The organism is Cellulomonas sp. JH27-2, from assembly GCF_014837175.1.
Classification (GTDB): domain Bacteria; phylum Actinomycetota; class Actinomycetes; order Actinomycetales; family Cellulomonadaceae; genus Cellulomonas.
The window spans coordinates 67836-84720 of sequence record NZ_JACYFR010000005.1 but is presented as its reverse complement, the minus strand read 5'-3'; the positions used below and the strand labels follow the sequence as shown (position 1 = coordinate 84720).

Here is a 16885-nt window from a genome sequence, read left to right as displayed (position 1 = left end):
CTGCACGAAGATCACACGTGCAGGCACGAGGCGGACGGCGGGCGTACGACGACGCCCGCCCGCCGACTGCTCTCGCAGGAGCAGCCGACGGACGGGCGTCGGAGAGGGTACGGCTCAGGCGCTGAGCAGCTCGCGCGCAAGCGCGGCGGTCTCGGACGGCGTCTTGCCGACCTTGACACCGGCGGCCTCGAGGGCCTCCTTCTTGGCCTGCGCGGTGCCCGACGAGCCCGAGACGATGGCGCCGGCGTGGCCCATCGTCTTGCCCTCGGGCGCCGTGAAGCCGGCGACGTAGCCGACGACCGGCTTGGTCACGTGCTCGGCGATGTAGGCCGCGGCCCGCTCCTCGGCGTCGCCGCCGATCTCACCGATCATCACGATGACGTCGGTGTCGGGGTCCGCCTCGAACGCCGCGAGCGCGTCGATGTGCGTCGTGCCGATGATCGGGTCGCCACCGATGCCGACGGCCGACGAGAACCCGAAGTCCCGCAGCTCGTACATCATCTGGTAGGTCAGCGTGCCCGACTTGGACACCAGGCCGACGCGGCCGGGGCCCGTGATGTCGGCGGGGATGATGCCCACGTTGGACTTCCCGGGGCTGATCAGGCCCGGGCAGTTGGGGCCGATGAGCCGCACGCCCTTGTCCTGCGCGAGCGCGAAGAACTCGGCGGTGTCGGCCACCGGGACGCCCTCGGTGATGATGACGACGAGCGGGATGCCCGCCTGGATCGCCTCGACGACGGCGCCCTTGGTGTGCGCCGGTGGCACGAAGATGACGGAGACGTCGGCCCCCGTCTTCTCCATCGCCTCCGAGACGGAGCCGAACACGGGGACCTCGGTCTCGCCGAACGCGACGGACGTCCCTGCCTTGCGCGGGTTCACGCCGCCGACGACGTTGGTGCCGGAGGCGAGCATGCGGGTCGTGTGCTTGGTGCCCTCGGAGCCCGTCATGCCCTGGACGATGACCTTGGATGCCTCGGTCAGGAAGATGGCCATGGTGTGTCTGCTTCTCTCTACGTCAGGGGGCTCAGGCGTTGGCCAGCTCGGCTGCCTTGTCGGCGCCGCCGTCCATGGTGTCCGCGAGGGTGACCAGCGGGTGGCCGGCCTCGGCGAGGATGCGCCGGCCCTCGACCACGTTGTTGCCGTCGAGCCGGACGACGAGCGGCTTGGAGGCCTCGTCGCCCAGGATCTCGAGCGCGGCGACGATGCCGTTGGCGACCGCGTCGCACGCCGTGATGCCGCCGAAGACGTTGACGAACACCGACTTGACCTGCGGGTCCGTCAGGATGATGTCGAGGCCCGCGGCCATGACCTCGGCCGAGGCGCCGCCGCCGATGTCAAGGAAGTTGGCGGGCTTGACGCCGCCGTGCTTCTCGCCCGCGTAGGCGACGACGTCGAGCGTGCTCATGACGAGCCCCGCGCCGTTGCCGATGATGCCGACCTCGCCGTCGAGCTTGACGTAGTTGAGGTCCTTCTCCTTGGCGCGCGCCTCGAGCGGGTCCGCAGCGGCGGCGTCCTCCAGCTCGGCGTGGTCGGCGTGACGGAACTCGGCGTTGCCGTCGAGCGTGACCTTGCCGTCGAGCGCGACGATCTCGCCGTCCTCGGTCAGCACCAGCGGGTTGACCTCGACCAGCGTCGCGTCCTCGTCGCGGTAGACGAGCCACAGCTTCTGGATCGCGTCGGCGACCTTGGCGGACACCTCGGGCGACGTCTTGGTCGGGAAGCCGGCGGCCTCGACGATCTCGTCGGCCTTGGCCTGGTCGATGCCGACGCGGGGGTCGACGGCCACGCGGGCCAGGGCCTCGGGACGCTCGACGGCGAGCTCCTCGATCTCCATGCCGCCCTCGACCGAGCACATGGCCAGGTAGCGGCGCTCGGCGCGGTCCAGCAGCAGCGAGAAGTAGAACTCCTGCGCGATCTTGGCACCGGCCGCGATCATGACGCGGTGGACCGTGTGGCCCTTGATGTCCATGCCGAGGATCTCCTCGGCCTTCTCGCGCGCCTCGTCGGCCGAGCGGGCGAGCTTGACGCCGCCGGCCTTGCCGCGACCGCCCACCTTGACCTGCGCCTTGACGACCACGACGCCTCCGTCAGGGCCGAGCAGCTGCTCGGCGCCCGCGCGGGCCTCGTCGGGGGTCGTGGCGACCACGCCGCCGAGCACGGGAACACCGTGCTTCTCGAAGATGTCTCGTGCCTGGTACTCGAACAGGTCCACCTGGTCCGGTTCCTCTCATCGCCCACGGTCGGTGTCGCCCACGGTCTGCGGCGTGCTCTGCGGCATCGGGTAGGCCACAGCGCCCGCTCGATGGTATCCGCCCGCCCCAGGTCTCTTCACATCGAGAGATATGGCGTTCGCCACCCCGCGGAGGCTCCTGGGGTCACCCGTCCGCGGTCAGCACGTCGCGCAGCACCGCCGCGTACTTCTGCACCCCGGCCATGTTGGGGTGCGTCCGGTCGGTGTGCAGCAGGCCCGCGTGGTCGTGCACGTACGCGTTCCAGTCGGCGACCGTGACGTTGGGTCGGTCGGCGACCATCGCCTTGAGCTTCTCGTTCGCGGCCGGCACCCAGCTGCTGATGCCGTTGATCGTCACGACGACGACCTTGCGGTCCGGACCGATCGCGTCGAGGATCCGCTCGACCGCCTTCGTCGACCCCTTGAACTGGAAGCCGCCGTTGGTGCCGAAGTTCAGGACGACGAAGGGCCGCAGCGTCCCCTCGTCGGCGGCCTTCTCGATGATCGGGGCCGCGTCGACCCACTTGCGGATCGGCTTCGCGTCGATCGTGATGCCCGGGAAGTGGTCGTAGAGCGTGGGCGCCGCCGCCGAGAGCACCGAGTCGCCGTAGGCCGACACCTGGTCGGCGTCGACCGTCCAGTCGTCGGCGTCCGCGTCCGTCTCCCGCAGCACGCCCGCCTCGTCCTTCGCCGCCTTCTTCTGCGCCTCCTTCTGGGCCGCGGCCGTGCGGGCGGCCGCTTCCTGCGCGGCGATCTGGCGTTGCGCCGCCTCGATCGACCTCTGGGCCGACGACTGCGCGGGGCCGAAGGCCACGACGGCGGCCGTGGCGAGCACCGCGACGCCCGCAGCCGCGAGCGCGACCTGCGCGGGCCGACGCCCGCCGCGCACAGCCGCGCGCGCCGCGCTGAACGTCGAGCGGGCACCCCGCCGACGCACCGGCGCCTCGACCCACCGATAGCTGGCCCACGCGAGCGCGGTCGTCGCCACGACCGCGACCAGGGCGGTCCGCCACCAGGTCGACGTTCCTGGCGTGTCCCCCAGGACGGCGGCGACCACCAGGATCACGGGCCAGTGCCACAGGTAGAGGCCGTAGGACCGCTCGCCGATCCAGACGAGCGGTCGCGCCTCGAGCACGCGGACATAGCCGTCGCCCGATCCGGCCCGTGCGACGCCGCCCCGATCCTGCCGGTCTTGCGCGTCCAGCCGGTCCCGTCCGTCGGCCGGCACCGTGCACGCCGTGACGGCGACGAGCGCGAGCAGCGACGCGGCGAAGATCCCGCCGCGGTACGCGATCGTGCTCTGGGCGTTCATCGTCAAGGCCAGCGCGGCGAGGCCGACGAGCGCACCTGGCCCGACCCAGCGGACCCACGCCCGTCGGGGCCACAGCTCGTCGCGCCCCGCCCACGCGAAGGCCGCGCTCGCACCGAGGAGCAGACCGAAGGCGTGCGTCAGCGTGCCGTAGTACACCCGGGTCGGGTCGTCGCCCGGGTGGAAGACCACGGCCATGGCCAGCGCCGAGGCGAGCGCACCGCCGGCCGCGACCCGCGCCCGGACGAGCGGCGTCCGGCACACCACCAGCAGCACGACGAGCACGACCGGCCAGACGAGATAGAACTGCTCCTCGATCGCGAGCGACCAGAAGGGCGCGAACAGCTCGGGCTGGGTGGCGTCGAAGTAGCTGGACCCGGCGGTGATGGCCAGCCAGTTGGTGGAGAACGTCGCGGCGCCCAGGACCTGCCGGCCGATGCCGACCACCAGGTCCGGGTCGGCCCACCAGGCGATCGGAACGGACACGACGACGACCAGGGCGAGGGCGGGCAGCAGCCGCCTCGCGCGCCGCTCCCAGAACCGCCCGAGCCGGAGCCGTCCGAGCTCGGCGACCTCGCGCAGCAGCAGCGTGGTGATCAGGAAGCCGCTGACGACGAAGAACACGTCGACCCCGAGGAACCCGCCTGGCAGCGTGCCCGGGTACAGGTGGTAGGCGATGACGGCGACGACCGCGAGCGCGCGCAGACCGTCCAGCCCGCGGATCCGACCGGGACGTCGGCCGGGCCGCCCCGCCGGGTCGGGTCCGGCGGACGCGCTCTCAGGTCGCGGGCTGCGCGCATCGGCACCCGTCGCCCTGGTGTCGATGCTCATAGCCGCCTCACCGGACCGGTCGCCAAGGTGTCCGATTTCGACGGTACGTCGCTCCTCTCGTGCCCGGCCGACGCCCGCTCGGCGTGTCGCCGAGCGGCACATCACACCGTCCGTCCGCCACGCTCTGACGGCGGTCGCACCAGGCACGACCCGAGCCGATTCGTCAACTCGCATTGACACGCGCCCGGTGTCAATCTAAGTTGACGGATATGGCCGACGACCTCCTCACAGCCGCCTCCGGTGCGCAGCCCGACGAGGGCCTGCGCGCGGTCCGCTCGCTGCACGACCTCGCCGACCGGCTCGAGTCGCTGCACGTCGGCCGGGCCCGCGCGCTCGGCTGGACCTGGCAGCAGGTGGCCGACGCGCTCGGCGTCAGCCGGCAGGCCGTCCACAAGAAGTACGGGAAGAGGTACCCCTGATGTTCGAACGATTCGCCGCCGACGCACGCGCCGCCGTCACCCAGGCGCAGGGCATCGCCCGCCGACGAGGCGACGCGCAGATCACCTCGGCCCACGTCCTGCTCGCCCTGGCCGCGGAGCCGCGGACGGTCGCGGCTGACGCGTTGGCCGTGCTCGATGTCTCCGATACCGTGCTGCGTCCGGCCGTCGACCGCGCGCTCGCGCCCGGCTCACGCACCGCGGACCCGCACGAGGTCGGGCGGTCCGACACGGACACGCACGACGTCGACCCGCGGACGCTCGATGCAGCGGAGACGGACCCCGGCTCGCTCGATGCCGATGCACTGGCCGGGATCGGCATCGACCTGGCGGCGGTCCGCCGGCAGGTCGAGGAGACGTTCGGGGCGGGCGCGCTCGAACGCCCCGCGCCCACCGGACGGCGTCGCCGCCCCGGGTTCTCCCCTGACGCGAAGCGCCTGCTCGAGCAGTCGTTGCGCACGGCCGTCGCCGCTCACGACCGGCGGCTCGACGCCGGCCACCTGCTGGTCGCGGCGGCCCAGCTCGACGGCTCCCCCGCCCAGTCCGCCCTCGCATCCGTCGGCGTCACCGCGCCGCGGGCGGCATCCGCCGTCGAGCGCGCCCGCGCGGCCCGTCCTGCCTGAGAGCGTGGGCCGCTGGGCGGCCCACCAACCGGTCAGAGCTTGGTGACCGGCGAGTACCGCAGCAGCAGCCGCTTGCTCCCCTCGCTGCCGAAGTCGACCTTGACCACCGCGTTGGGACCGGCGCCCTCGAGCGCGATCACCGTGCCCAGGCCGTAGGCGTCGTGGGTGACGCGGTCGCCGATCGCCAGCGCGGGGATGTCGCCGGCGGCCCGCGGGGTCGCGGAGCCGAACGTCGCGCCCGTCGACGGCAACGCGGGCCGCTGCTCTCGCTCCGTCCTGCGCTGACCAGACCCGTAGCCACCTGCCCCGTAACCACCAGACGCGTAGCCGCCGGACCGCGAACCGCCGGAACCGAACCCGGACCCCCACCCGCCGCGGAGCTGGGAGGTGGACGACTCGCGGCGACGCCAGTCGACGAGCTCGTCGGGCAGCTCGTCGAGGAACCGGCTGGGCGGGAACTCGTTGGGCACGCCCCACGCGGTCCGCACCGCGGCACGCGACACGTACAGCCGCTCGCGCGCACGGGTCACGCCGACGTACGCGAGGCGCCGCTCCTCGGCGAGCTGATCGACGTCCTGCAGCGACCGCATGTGCGGGAACGTGCCGTCCTCCATGCCCGTGAGGAAGACGACCGGGAACTCGAGCCCCTTGGCCGTGTGCAGCGTCATGAGGGTGACGACACCGGGCTCGGGCTTCGACCCGGCCGCCTCGTCCCCGTCCTCGTCGCCACCGTCGGGCGTCGGGATCTGGTCCGAGTCCGCCACGAGCGAGACGCGCTCCAGGAAGTCGGCCAGGTCGCCGTCGGGCTCGGACTGCTCGAACTCGGTGGCGACGGCGTGCAGCTCCGCCAGGTTCTCCACCCGCGAGGCGTCCTGCGGGTCCTCGCTGGCGCGCAGCTCCGCGAGGTAGCCCGAGCGGTCGAGCACCGCGCCCAGCACCTCGGCGGGGCCGGCGCCGTCCTCGGCGAGCGAGCGCAGGTCGGACATCATCTCGACGAAGCCGCTCAGCCCGGTGACGGCTCGCGTGCCCAGGCCGGGGACCTCGTCGAGGCGCTCGAGCGCTGCGCCGAACGAGATGCGCTCGCGCTCCGCGAAGCTCGCGACCATCGCCTCGGACCGCTCCCCCAACCCGCGCTTGGGCACGTTGAGGATGCGACGCAGGTTCACGTCGTCGTCGGGGTTGGCCACGGCCCGCAGGTAGGCGACCGCGTCCTTGATCTCCCGCCGCTCGTAGAAGCGGGTGCCGCCGACGATCTTGTAGGGCAGCCCGACGCGCACCAGGGCGTCCTCGATCGCGCGGGACTGGGCGTTGGCGCGGTAGAAGACCGCCACGTCCCCGGGTCGCACGGAGTCGGAGTCGCCCAGGCGGTCGATCTCCTCGACCACGAACCGGGCTTCCTCGCGCTCGTCGTCCGCCACGTAGGCGACGATCTGCGCCCCCTGCCCCGAGTCGGTCCACAGCCGCTTGGGCTTGCGGCCCGGGTTCCGGCTGATGACGGCGTTGGCGGCCGACAGGATGGTCTGCGTGGAGCGGTAGTTCTGCTCGAGCAGGATGGTGCGCGCGTCCGGGTAGTCGGCCTCGAACTCGAGGATGTTGCGGATCGACGCGCCACGGAACGCGTAGATGGACTGGTCCGCGTCACCGACGACCGTCAGCTCCCCGCGCGGCACACCGCGGTGCGCGGCCGGCACGTCGTCGGTTCCGCCTCCTGCAACGGCGCCCGACGCGGCACCCGCACCCGAGGGGGCGGCATCGGACCGCACGACGTCGCTGCCCACCAGCTCGCGCACCAGCACGTACTGGGCGTGGTTGGTGTCCTGGTACTCGTCCACCAGGACGTGCCGGAACCGCCGCCGGTAGTGCTCGGCGACCTGCGGGAACGCCTGCAGGAGGTGGACCGTGGTCATGATGAGGTCGTCGAAGTCGAGCGCGTGGGCCTGTCGCAGCCGCGCCTGGTAGCGCGTGTAGACCTGGGCGAGAGCGGCGTCGAAGTCGTTGGCGCTGCCGCCGCCCGACGTTCGCGCGAACTCCTCGGGGTCGACGAGCTCGTCCTTGAGCGCCGAGATCTTGTGAGCGAGCGCCTTGGGCGGGTACTTCTTGGGGTCGAGCTCGAGCTCGCGCGCGACGAGCGTGAGCAGGCGCTGGGAGTCCGCGGCGTCGTAGATGGAGAAGCTCGATCGCAGGCCCAGCGTGGCTGCCTCGCGGCGCAGGATCCGCACGCAGGCCGAGTGGAACGTGGAGACCCACATGCGCCCGGCGGCCGGGCCCACCAGCTGCTCGACGCGCTCACGCATCTCAGCGGCGGCCTTGTTGGTGAACGTGATGGCCAGGATCTGCCCGGCTCGCGCCCGGCCGGTCGCGAGCAGGTAGGCGATCCGGTGCGCGAGCACCCGGGTCTTGCCCGAGCCGGCGCCGGCGACGATCAGCAGGGGCCCACCGTGGTGCTCGACCGCGTCACGCTGCTGCGGGTTGAGCCCGTCGAGCAGAGCCGCCGCCTCCGCGCGGCGCCGTTCGCCGTCCGCCGCCCGGTGCCTGTCCTGGTCCGACAGCTCGGTCTCGGCCTCGTCGTCGGCCCCATCCGTGCGTGGTGCCATCACGCGCGGCAGACCCGACGGGTCCCCGCGACGGGTGTGCTGGACCGCCCCGGAGGCGGTTCCGCCGACAGGTCCACGGGCGGAGTCGGGCAGCGGGAGGGCGAGGTGATCGAAGAGCGACGTCATGGCCTTCCCAGGGTAGGCGCCACCACCGACAGACGGGGTCTTCGACGCCGCCTGTGGACGAGGGTCACACGAGCCCGGTCCACCCGGATCGGCTCACGCGACGGCGACGCCCGTCAGCCACGCTCCCGTGGCCAGCAGCGCCCCCGCGAGCTCGACCACGATCGTGATCCCGGTGGCCTGCAGGGCCACGACCGTCGCGCGCCACGCCGGCCCGGGGCTGCGCAGGCGCACCCACTCGGCCAGGTACGTGCCGAGCAGGAACCCGATCGGGAGCCCGACGACGGGGATCACGAAGAAGCCGACGACGCCCAGGACACCGCCCCACACGACGGCCGACGACGGGACCCCGCCCCGCGCGAGGTGTCGGCCCGCCAGCACGTACTTGCCCACCATCGCGACCCCCGTCGCCACGACGGCCACGGCGAGCACGGTCCAGCCGACCGCACCGCCGGTGACCACGCCCCAGACGACGACGGCGCCGAGCACCAGCAGCGCGCCGGGCAGCACCTGGACGACGACCCCGAACAGCCCCACGACCACGACGACGCCGACGAGCAGGTCGAGCGTCGTCACCGCACCTCCCGCAGGCGTCGGCCCCCCGGACGGGCGGCCTGTGAGCCGAACCCTGCCACGGCGGCAGCTCCCTCGCTCGCGGTGCTGACGCCACCTGTGGCAGGTTGCTCGATCAGCGCCAGAGCACCGCGATGGCGACGTTGAGCGCGGTCAGGCCCGCGATCGCGCCGAGCAGCCCGGTCGTGACCTTCGCGGGCTTGCGCACCCCGACGATCACCAGCGCCGTGACGACGAGCGCGACCAGCAGCTTCACGGTGATCTTGGCCATGTCCGGGTCGTCGATCGTGTCGCTCGACTCCGCGATCCCGACCATGAGCACACCCGTGACGAGCGCCGTGAGGATGCCGTGCAGCACGCCCTTGGGCAGCTTCGGCGGCCGCATGCTGACGAGCACGCCGCCCAGGACGATGGCCCAGCCGAGCAGGTGCAGGACGAGCAGGATGTGCAGGAGCGTCTTCATGGGGCCCAGGGTAGGCCTCGATCTGACGCCGTGTCAGATCGTGGGACGAACGACCACTACAGCAGGCGCCGCGCCGCGGCCCAGCGGGTCAGCTCGTGCCGGCTGGACAGCTGGAGCTTGCGCAGCACCGCGGAGACGTGGGTCTCGACGGTCTTGATGGAGATGAACAGCTCGGCGGCGACCTCACGGTAGGAGTACCCGCGGGCGATGAGGCGCATGACCTCACGCTCGCGCGCGGAGAGGCGGTCGAGCTCGTCGTCCCCGGTCGCGACGTCGCCCGCGGCGGCTCCGAAGGCGTCGAGCACGAAGCCCGCGAGCCGGGGCGAGAAGACGGCGTCGCCACCCGCCACCCGCCGCACGCCGTCGGACAGCGCGACGCCGTCGATCGCCTTGGTCACGTACCCGCGCGCACCCGCGCGGATGACGGCCACGACGTCCTCCGACGCGTCCGAGACCGACAGCGCCAGGAACCGCGTGGTGGCGAGAAGGTCGGCGCAGGACCGGATGACCTCGGCCCCGCCGCCACCGTCACCGCCCGGCAGGTGCACGTCCAGCAGGACGACGGGCGGCTGGAGCTCGCGGATCAGCGCGACGGCGGAATCCACCGTGTCGGCCTCGCCGACCACCCGCACCCCCGCGTCGAGTGACGCCTTCACGCCGGTCCGGAAAAGGTGGTGGTCGTCGACGAGCACCACGTCCACGGCTGCCTGCTCTGTCATCGCCCGTCCTCGGTCATCGCCCGTCCTCGGTCATCGCCCGTCCTCGTCATCGTCCGTCCGCCTCGTCGCGCGGACCCTCGCCGGCGGTCACCTCCGCAGCAGCACCGGAACCTGGCCCGATCTGCAGGTGCACCTCCGTACCGCGCCCGGGGCGGCACGTCACCGTCGCCTGCCCGCCTCGGCGCCTGACGCGGCCCATGATCGACTCCCGGACGCCGAACCGGTCCGGTCCGACGTCTTCCAGGTCGAAGCCGGCCCCGTGGTCGCGCACGAAGACCTCGATGCTCGTCGGACCCGCCTCGAGATACAGCGAGACCGGCGGCCGGCCGTGCACCACCGCGTTGACCAGCGCCTCACGCGTCGCCTGGAGGACGGCCTCGGCGTCGGCGTCCGGGACACGGTCACCCACGACCACGGTCTCGATGGCGACCGGGTCGCCTGTGGGGCCCGAGCGCGAGTCCTCGACCTCCGCGACGATCCCCCGCAGTGCTGCGGCGATCGATGTACCAGGGACGGGTCGGTCGTCGTACAACCACTCCCGGAGCTCACGTTCCTGCGCGCGCGCCATCCGGGCTACCTCGCTGGGATCGTCCGCGCGCGAGCGGATCAGGGCGAGCGTCTGGAGCACGGAGTCGTGCAGGTGGGCGGCGATGTCCGCCCGTTCCGCCTCCCGCGCCCGCGCCGCGCGCTCGTCGCCGAGCTCACGCACCAGCCGCAGCCACCAGGGTGCGAGCACCAGCGCCACGCCCGCGAGCACCGCGAGCGAAGCGACGACGGACTGCACGAGCGTGCCGGCCTCGACCCCGTGCCCCACGCCCTGCCCGACCATCAGCAGGACACCGACCCCGGCGAGGACGACCCCGCCGAACAGGCGCAGGACCGACACGGGCGTCCGGCCCCCGGCGCGCCGGCGCAGCCGGCCCCGGTGCTTCGAGTCGAGCTGGCTCCACGCCAGCCCCAGCCCGGCCAGCAGCACGAGGGACGGCAGCACCCAGCGCAGGTTCAGCCGTCCGGCCCTCACCTCCAGCAGCACGACGGCGACGACGACGAGCAGGACACCGACGGCGACGTCCGTGACGGGCCACCGTCGCGACTCGCGGCCCTCAGCACCGTCCGCGGCGTCGTCGGGCTGGCGCCGGGCGAGCCGCGCGAGCACGGCTGGCCGCGCCTCCTGCGCCGCGCGGAGCGGGTCGCCGGCCGGGACCGTGAGCCACCAGAAGCCGTAGAGCAGGAACCCGATCCCGGCGGCCGGCGCGAGGATCACGAACGCCACCCGTACCAGGAGCACCGGCACCGCGAGGTGGGCGGCCAGACCCGCGGCGACCCCCGCGAGCCACCGTCCGGTCGCGGGACGGCGCAGCGGGAGCCGAGCGCCCACGGCGGGCGCACCGGCGGCGGCGGGGAGGACGGAAGTCACAGGGTCGATCGTCACACGTCGCGCAGGCCGACGGGGCCGTTCCACCCCGTTCCGCACCAGGATCAGGGGCCTACGGCCACTCGTTCCGGGTCGACTCAGGGTGCGGATCAGGGTGACGCCGGATACCCGCCCGACCGCGCGGCGAGCAGGATCGAGGCATGGACACGAACAGCCCCGACGACGACCTCGGCGCGGCGCCTCGCGCCGAGGTGCCTCCCACCGGTCCGACGCCACCGCTCCCGCCCCAGCCGTCCGTGACGGACCGGATGTTCGCCGGGCTGCGCCGGCTCGACATCCAGCGTGCGGACGACCGCTGGATCGGCGGCGTCTGCGCCGGCCTGAGCAACCGGTTCGGCCTCGACCCGCTGGTGTGGCGCGGCATCCTGGCGGCGTCCGTGCTGCTCGGGGGGCTCGGCCTGGTCCTGTACGGGCTCGCCTGGATGCTGCTGCCGGAGCGACGCGACGGTCGCATCCACCTCGAGGAGGTCATCGCCGGCCGCTTCGACATCGCCCTGCTGGGCGCCGCGGCGTTCGTCGTCATCGGCCTGGGGCGCGGCGGGCACACCGTCGGGTGGGGCTGGGGTCCCGGCCCGGCGCACGCGCTTTTCGGGCTCGTGACCGGCATCGCCTGGACGGCGTTCGTCGTCGCGGTGATCGTCGTCATCGTCCTGGCGGTGCGTCCGCTCGCACGCTCGAACGGTGGCCCCATCGCGCCGGCGCGGCCCTACGCGCCCGGTGCGCCGACCCCGCCCTCGCCGGACCAGGCCGGCGCGACCCAGCCGTACGGCCCTCAGGCGTCCGCGGCCCAGGCGTACCCGACTCAGCCATACGCGACCCAGGCCAGCCCCACCCAGACTTATCCGACCCAGACTCATCCGACCCAGACGTACCCCGCGCAGACGTACCCCGCGCAGACGTACCCGGCGGCCGCCGACGCCTCAGGCGCCGCACAGCGACCCGCAGCTCACCAGCCCGGGCCGGTGAACGCGCACCATCCCCGGGCGACCTGGAACCCGTCGTGGGACAAGCCCCGCGTCGTCGGTCCGGGCGCGGCGACGGTCTGCGTGGTCGTCGGCCTCACGCTCATCGCCCTGGCCGCCCTGCTCGCCGCGAGCAGGAACGACTCGTTCACCGGGCCCGTGGTCCTCACGACCGTCGGCATCGGCGTGGTCCTGGCGGGGCTCGGCATCCTCGTGTCCGGCCTGCGCGGGCGTTCCAGCGGCGTCCTGGGCTTCCTCGCCATCGCCGGGATCCTGGTCGCGATGCCGCTCGGCGCGTCGGCCGACTCCGACTGGCGCTGGGACGCCGGCACGCAGCGGTTCGCCGGTGACACGACGCTCACCGCCACCACCCGCGACCAGGCCGCAGAAGGCGTGAGCCAGGTGTTCGGCGACGTCCACCTCGACCTGTCCGACGTCCCCATGACCAGCACGCCGCTCGTGGTCCCGGTCTCGCTCGGCGCCGGGAACCTGACCGTCACCGTCGGCAAGGACACCGCTGTCGAGGCCGACGTCCACCTGCGCGCCGGCCAGCTCACCTGGGACGTGGGCGACACGACCCAGAGCATGGACGGCGTCTCCACCCGCAGCCGGTCCTTCGCCGACGAGGCGTCGGCCGCCGGCCACCCCCAGCTCGACCTGCAGCTCAGCGTCGGGGCCGGCAACGTCACGATCGTCCGGGAGGACTCATGAACCGCATCGACCCACAGCCCGAGCCCGAGGGCACCGACGCAGCCGGGAGCCCGGAGCTCGACCCGTCGAGCGCCGGGCTCGAGGACCTGACCGACACGCAGGCCCTCCCCGCGAGCGAGCCGGTCGGCGAACCCGTGAGCGAGCCGGCGAGCGAGTCGCGGACGGGGCCGGTGACCGGCTTGCAGCCTGACGCCGACGCCGACCCGACGACGCCCGCGGCTCGCACGAGCCCCGAACCCGGGTCTGCCCCTTCCGCCGCTCCTCGCATCTCGCTCGACAAGGGTGCAGACCGCCAGGCCTCGGAGGATCCGGCGGTCGCAGCCGCGAGCCCTGCCGCGACCCCAGCACCTGGCTACCCGCCGCGGCGCCCGGTCTCCACGCGGCTCCGGGTGGGGACGGCGGTCTGGGGCCTCATGCTCGCGGCAGCCGGCGTGTGGATCATCGCGTGGGCGGGCGGTGCACGGATCGACGCAGGTCTCGCGCTGATCGTCCTGCTCGCAGGGGGCGGTGCGGCGCTGCTGGTGGGCTCGATCGTTGCTGGCTCCCGACACCGCGGACCTCGCTCCTCGCGAGGATCGGCCGGCGCCGCCTGAACCAGCGGGTTGCCGCCGAAGGTCACCAGGGCACAGCACGACGACGGGCGACCATCCCATGAGGGACGGCCGCCCGTCGTCGTGAACGGCGTCAGACCGCCGGCGGCTTGTCCTGGGACTCGTCGGCCAGGTGGCTCGGGGTCGACGACCGGGGCGGGCCGTCCGCAGCGGGGGCGTCCGAGACATTGGCCGGCTCGTCCGCGGCGGGAGCGGCGCGCGTCTCGGCTGCCGGCGCCTCGGACGCGTGCGACGTCACGGGCGAGACCACCGGGTCGGGGGCTCCGGCCGCCGTACCGCTGGGTGCCACGGGGTCGGGGCTCCCAGCGGGGACGACGCGGGTGGGCGCGGGCGCGGACTCCGCAGGCGCGGGCGGCGCGGCAGGTGCCGGCGCCGCAGCAACCGGGGCAGCGGCGGGCGCGGCGACCGGAGCAGCAGCGACGGGGGCAGGTGCGGGGGCAGGCCCAGATGCTGCGACCGGAACAGCTGCTCCGTCGATGTCCGCGAGCCGCGACCCCACCTTGCGCAGCGCGAAGCCGAGGAACAGCAGGACCACGCCGATGCCGACCACGAGCAGCGCGACGCCGAAGGCCACGACGGACGTGAACAGCGAGGCGCGCAGGAAGGAGGCCGTCATCACCGTGTCACGGTTCGGGTCGTCCTGCGGCAGCTCGGCGTACGTCTTGCCACCGCCGATCTCCGTGGCGTGCTTGTCGATCACGTCGGCCTGGACCCAGGCCTCCCACGGCGTGTCGACGAGCTGCCCCTGGAAGGCCTCCGCATCGTCGGAGACCGTGATCTTCTCGGCACCCAGGTTCGTCGTGATCGCACCCCACGTGACCGCGCCCGCGACCACGAAGATGATGCCGAAGATGATCGTCAGGAGCCCGATGCCCTTGACCCCGCCTGACTTGCCCTTGCCAGATGCCGCCATGACCCGGTTCCTTCCATCGACGCGAACACTCGCTACGCGAAACCCGGACCCGGGACCGGGTCCGGCGAGGGTCGTGACGGCCCCCGTGGATGCATCACTGCAGGTCGACTGTATCGACACATGCACCGAATGCGTGTCGAATCGGCACAATTGTCGCCGCGCGCCGCGGCGACGCGAATGCGGCGGCGTGGTGCGCTCGCGCGGTCAGCGCTCGGCGGCCTCGATGCGCGCGAGGGCCTGCGCGTGCGCCTTGCGCTCGAGGATGAACGACATGACGGGCACGACGCCGGCGGCGGCGAGCGTGGTGAGTCGGCCGAGGCGCCAGCGCATGGTCGCCCACAGGTGCGCGACCGTGAACAGGTACACGACGTAGATCCAGCCGTGCGCCATGGCGATGTACTTGCCGAGGTCGTTGCGCCAGTCCCCCTCGGTGTCCCAGCCCGGTGCGTGGAACACGTACTTCAGCAGCACGACGACGGTGAGCAGGAGCAGCATCGTGCCGGTGATCCACGCCATGACGCGATACCGCTGCAGGGCGCCGCGGGCCTTGCGCGCCCACGCGGCGTCGGCCGGTCGGACAGCAGGTGCGGCGGTCGCGGACGCAGGAGCAGGCGCGGCCGACGAAGCGGCGGGGGTCGGCTCGGGCGCGCCGGTGGGAGTCTCGCTCACGGGTGGTTCCTCTCGATCGTCCCTGCGATTCTCACCGACGATCGCGCCGTCCCGACGCGATCCGGCCCACCTCAGGGTGTGGGGGTGCTCACTCCCACTCGATCGTGCCCGGCGGCTTGCTCGTCACGTCGAGCACGACGCGGTTGACCTCAGGCACCTCGTTGGTGATGCGGGTGGAGATGGTCGCCAGCACGTCGTAGGGCAGTCGCGTCCAGTCGGCCGTCATCGCGTCCTCGGACGAGACGGGCCGCAGCACGATCGGGTGGCCGTAGGTCCGGCCGTCGCCCTGCACGCCCACCGAGCGCACGTCGGCGAGCAGCACCACAGGGCACTGCCAGATGTCGCGGTCCAGGCCGGCCCTGGTCAGCTCCTCGCGGGCGATGACGTCGGCCGCGCGCAGGATGTCGAGGCGCTCGGCGGTGACCTCGCCGATGATGCGGATGCCCAGGCCGGGGCCGGGGAACGGCTGGCGCCAGACGATGCCCTCGGGTACCCCGAGCTCCAGGCCGACCGCGCGGACCTCGTCCTTGAACAGCGCGCGCAGCGGCTCGACGAGCTCGAACTGCAGGTCGTCGGGCAGGCCGCCCACGTTGTGGTGCGACTTGATGTTCGCGGCCCCCTCGCCGCCGCCGGACTCGACGACGTCCGGGTACAGCGTGCCCTGCACGAGGAACTTGACCTCCTCGTCGCTGCCATCGACGATCTCGCGCGCCGCGTCCTCGAACACGCGGATGAACTCGCGGCCGATGATCTTGCGCTTGGTCTCGGGGTCGGTGTGGCCCGCGAGCGCGGTGAGGAACCGCTCGCGCGCGTCGACGACCTTCAGCTGGACACCGGTGGACGCGACGAAGTCGACCTCCACCTGCTCCGCCTCGCCGGAGCGCAGCAGCCCGTGGTCGACGAAGACGCAGGTCAGCTGGCTGCCGACGGCCTTCTGGACGAGCGCCGCGGCGACGGAGGAGTCGACGCCACCGGACAGCCCGCAGATGACGCGTGCGTCGCCGACCTGGGCGCGGATGCGGTCCACCTGCTCGGCGACGACGTTGCCGGGGTTCCAGTCGGGCGCGAGGCCGGCACCGGAGTACAGGAAGTTCTCGAGGGCCTTCTGGCCGAGCGGCGAGTGCTTGACCTCGGGGTGCCACTGCACGCCGAACAGGCGCCGCTCGCGGTCCTCGAACGCCGCGACGGGCGAACCCGCGGACGTGGCCAGCACCTCGAACCCGTCGGGCGCGGCGTGCACCGCGTCGCCGTGGCTCATCCACACGGTCTGCTGCTCGGGACTGCCGGACAGGACCGTGCCGGACGTCGTGACCTCGACGGCCGTCCCGCCGTACTCACGCTGGCCCGTCTGCGCGACGGTCCCACCGAGCGCGGCCGCCATGGCCTGGAAGCCGTAGCAGATGCCGAGGACCGGCACCCCCGCCTCGAACAGGGCGGGGTCGACGAACGGGGCGCCGTCGGCGTAGACCGAGGACGGGCCGCCGGACAGGATGATCGCCGCGGGGTCCTTGGCGAGCAGGTCCGCCACGGAGGCCGTGTGGGGGACGATCTCGGAGTACACGCTGGCCTCGCGCACGCGGCGCGCGATGAGCTGCGCGTACTGCGCGCCGAAGTCGACGACGAGAACGGGCCTGTGGGAGGTCTGCGGCTCGGAAGTCACCGCCCCAGGGTAGTCGGGCGCG

General features: G+C 73.0%; 15 protein-coding genes. 4 read left to right on the top strand and 11 right to left on the bottom strand.

What is annotated here, in order from left to right:
* Nucleotides 1-114 precede the first annotated feature (114 nt).
* The 3 genes from sucD to IC607_RS14925 all read right to left on the bottom strand — a co-directional run bounded on the left by sucD (nt 115) and on the right by IC607_RS14925 (nt 4370).
* Complete coding sequence (gene sucD, locus IC607_RS14935; protein ID WP_191788209.1) at nt 115-993, bottom strand: succinate--CoA ligase subunit alpha; 879 nt, start codon at nt 991-993, stop codon at nt 115-117.
* Nucleotides 994-1024: 31 nt separating this feature from the next.
* Nucleotides 1025-2212, bottom strand: a complete 1188-nt coding sequence (gene sucC / locus IC607_RS14930) for an ADP-forming succinate--CoA ligase subunit beta (RefSeq protein WP_191788208.1) — start codon at nt 2210-2212, stop codon at nt 1025-1027.
* Nucleotides 2213-2375: 163 nt separating this feature from the next.
* Nucleotides 2376-4370 (bottom strand): acyltransferase family protein, encoded by a 1995-nt coding sequence (locus IC607_RS14925; protein ID WP_191788207.1) that lies wholly within the window; start codon nt 4368-4370, stop codon nt 2376-2378.
* 209 nt (nt 4371-4579) lie between these two features.
* Here IC607_RS14925 and IC607_RS14920 point away from each other — a divergent pair, with 209 nt between their 5' ends.
* The gene (locus tag IC607_RS14920; RefSeq protein WP_191788206.1) at nt 4580-4789 is read left to right on the top strand and encodes a helix-turn-helix domain-containing protein; all 210 of its coding nucleotides are present in this window, start codon (nt 4580-4582) and stop codon (nt 4787-4789) included.
* Nucleotides 4789-5430 (top strand): Clp protease N-terminal domain-containing protein, encoded by a 642-nt coding sequence (locus tag IC607_RS14915; protein ID WP_191788205.1) that lies wholly within the window; start codon nt 4789-4791, stop codon nt 5428-5430. Before IC607_RS14920 ends, IC607_RS14915 begins: the two co-directional genes overlap by 1 nt.
* A 32-nt stretch (nt 5431-5462) precedes the next feature.
* Here the strand turns inward: IC607_RS14915 and pcrA are convergent, their stop codons facing one another.
* The 5 genes from pcrA to IC607_RS14890 all read right to left on the bottom strand — a co-directional run bounded on the left by pcrA (nt 5463) and on the right by IC607_RS14890 (nt 11319).
* Entirely contained in the window at nt 5463-8150 is a 2688-nt protein-coding gene (gene pcrA, locus IC607_RS14910; RefSeq protein ID WP_191788204.1) for a DNA helicase PcrA, read from the bottom strand.
* A 93-nt stretch (nt 8151-8243) separates the two neighbouring features.
* Nucleotides 8244-8723 (bottom strand): DUF456 domain-containing protein, encoded by a 480-nt coding sequence (locus IC607_RS14905; protein WP_191788203.1) that lies wholly within the window; start codon nt 8721-8723, stop codon nt 8244-8246.
* A gap of 112 nt (nt 8724-8835) precedes the next feature.
* Nucleotides 8836-9183 (bottom strand): hypothetical protein, encoded by a 348-nt coding sequence (locus IC607_RS14900; RefSeq protein WP_191788202.1) that lies wholly within the window; start codon nt 9181-9183, stop codon nt 8836-8838.
* A 56-nt stretch (nt 9184-9239) separates the two neighbouring features.
* The gene (locus IC607_RS14895) at nt 9240-9902 is read right to left on the bottom strand and encodes a response regulator transcription factor (protein WP_191788201.1); all 663 of its coding nucleotides are present in this window, start codon (nt 9900-9902) and stop codon (nt 9240-9242) included.
* A gap of 46 nt (nt 9903-9948) precedes the next feature.
* Nucleotides 9949-11319 (bottom strand): PspC domain-containing protein, encoded by a 1371-nt coding sequence (locus IC607_RS14890; RefSeq protein ID WP_370526289.1) that lies wholly within the window; start codon nt 11317-11319, stop codon nt 9949-9951.
* Nucleotides 11320-11477: 158 nt separating this feature from the next.
* Here IC607_RS14890 and IC607_RS14885 point away from each other — a divergent pair, with 158 nt between their 5' ends.
* Together IC607_RS14885 and IC607_RS14880 are read left to right on the top strand one after the other, a co-directional pair.
* Nucleotides 11478-13010, top strand: coding sequence for a PspC domain-containing protein (locus tag IC607_RS14885; protein ID WP_191788200.1), 1533 nt, complete (start codon nt 11478-11480; stop codon nt 13008-13010).
* Entirely contained in the window at nt 13007-13603 is a 597-nt protein-coding gene (locus tag IC607_RS14880; RefSeq protein WP_191788199.1) for a hypothetical protein, read from the top strand. Before IC607_RS14885 ends, IC607_RS14880 begins: the two co-directional genes overlap by 4 nt.
* A gap of 91 nt (nt 13604-13694) precedes the next feature.
* Here the strand turns inward: IC607_RS14880 and IC607_RS17925 are convergent, their stop codons facing one another.
* The 3 genes from IC607_RS17925 to guaA all read right to left on the bottom strand — a co-directional run bounded on the left by IC607_RS17925 (nt 13695) and on the right by guaA (nt 16863).
* Nucleotides 13695-14534: a hypothetical protein gene (locus tag IC607_RS17925; RefSeq protein ID WP_370526288.1), complete on the bottom strand. Its 840-nt coding sequence runs from the start codon at nt 14532-14534 to the stop codon at nt 13695-13697.
* Nucleotides 14535-14738: 204 nt separating this feature from the next.
* Nucleotides 14739-15203: a DUF3817 domain-containing protein gene (locus tag IC607_RS14870; protein ID WP_191788198.1), complete on the bottom strand. Its 465-nt coding sequence runs from the start codon at nt 15201-15203 to the stop codon at nt 14739-14741.
* An 88-nt stretch (nt 15204-15291) separates the two neighbouring features.
* On the bottom strand, nt 15292-16863 hold the full coding sequence (guaA, locus tag IC607_RS14865; protein ID WP_191788197.1) for a glutamine-hydrolyzing GMP synthase: 1572 nt from the start codon (nt 16861-16863) through the stop codon (nt 15292-15294).
* Between the last annotated feature and the right edge of the window lie 22 nt (nt 16864-16885).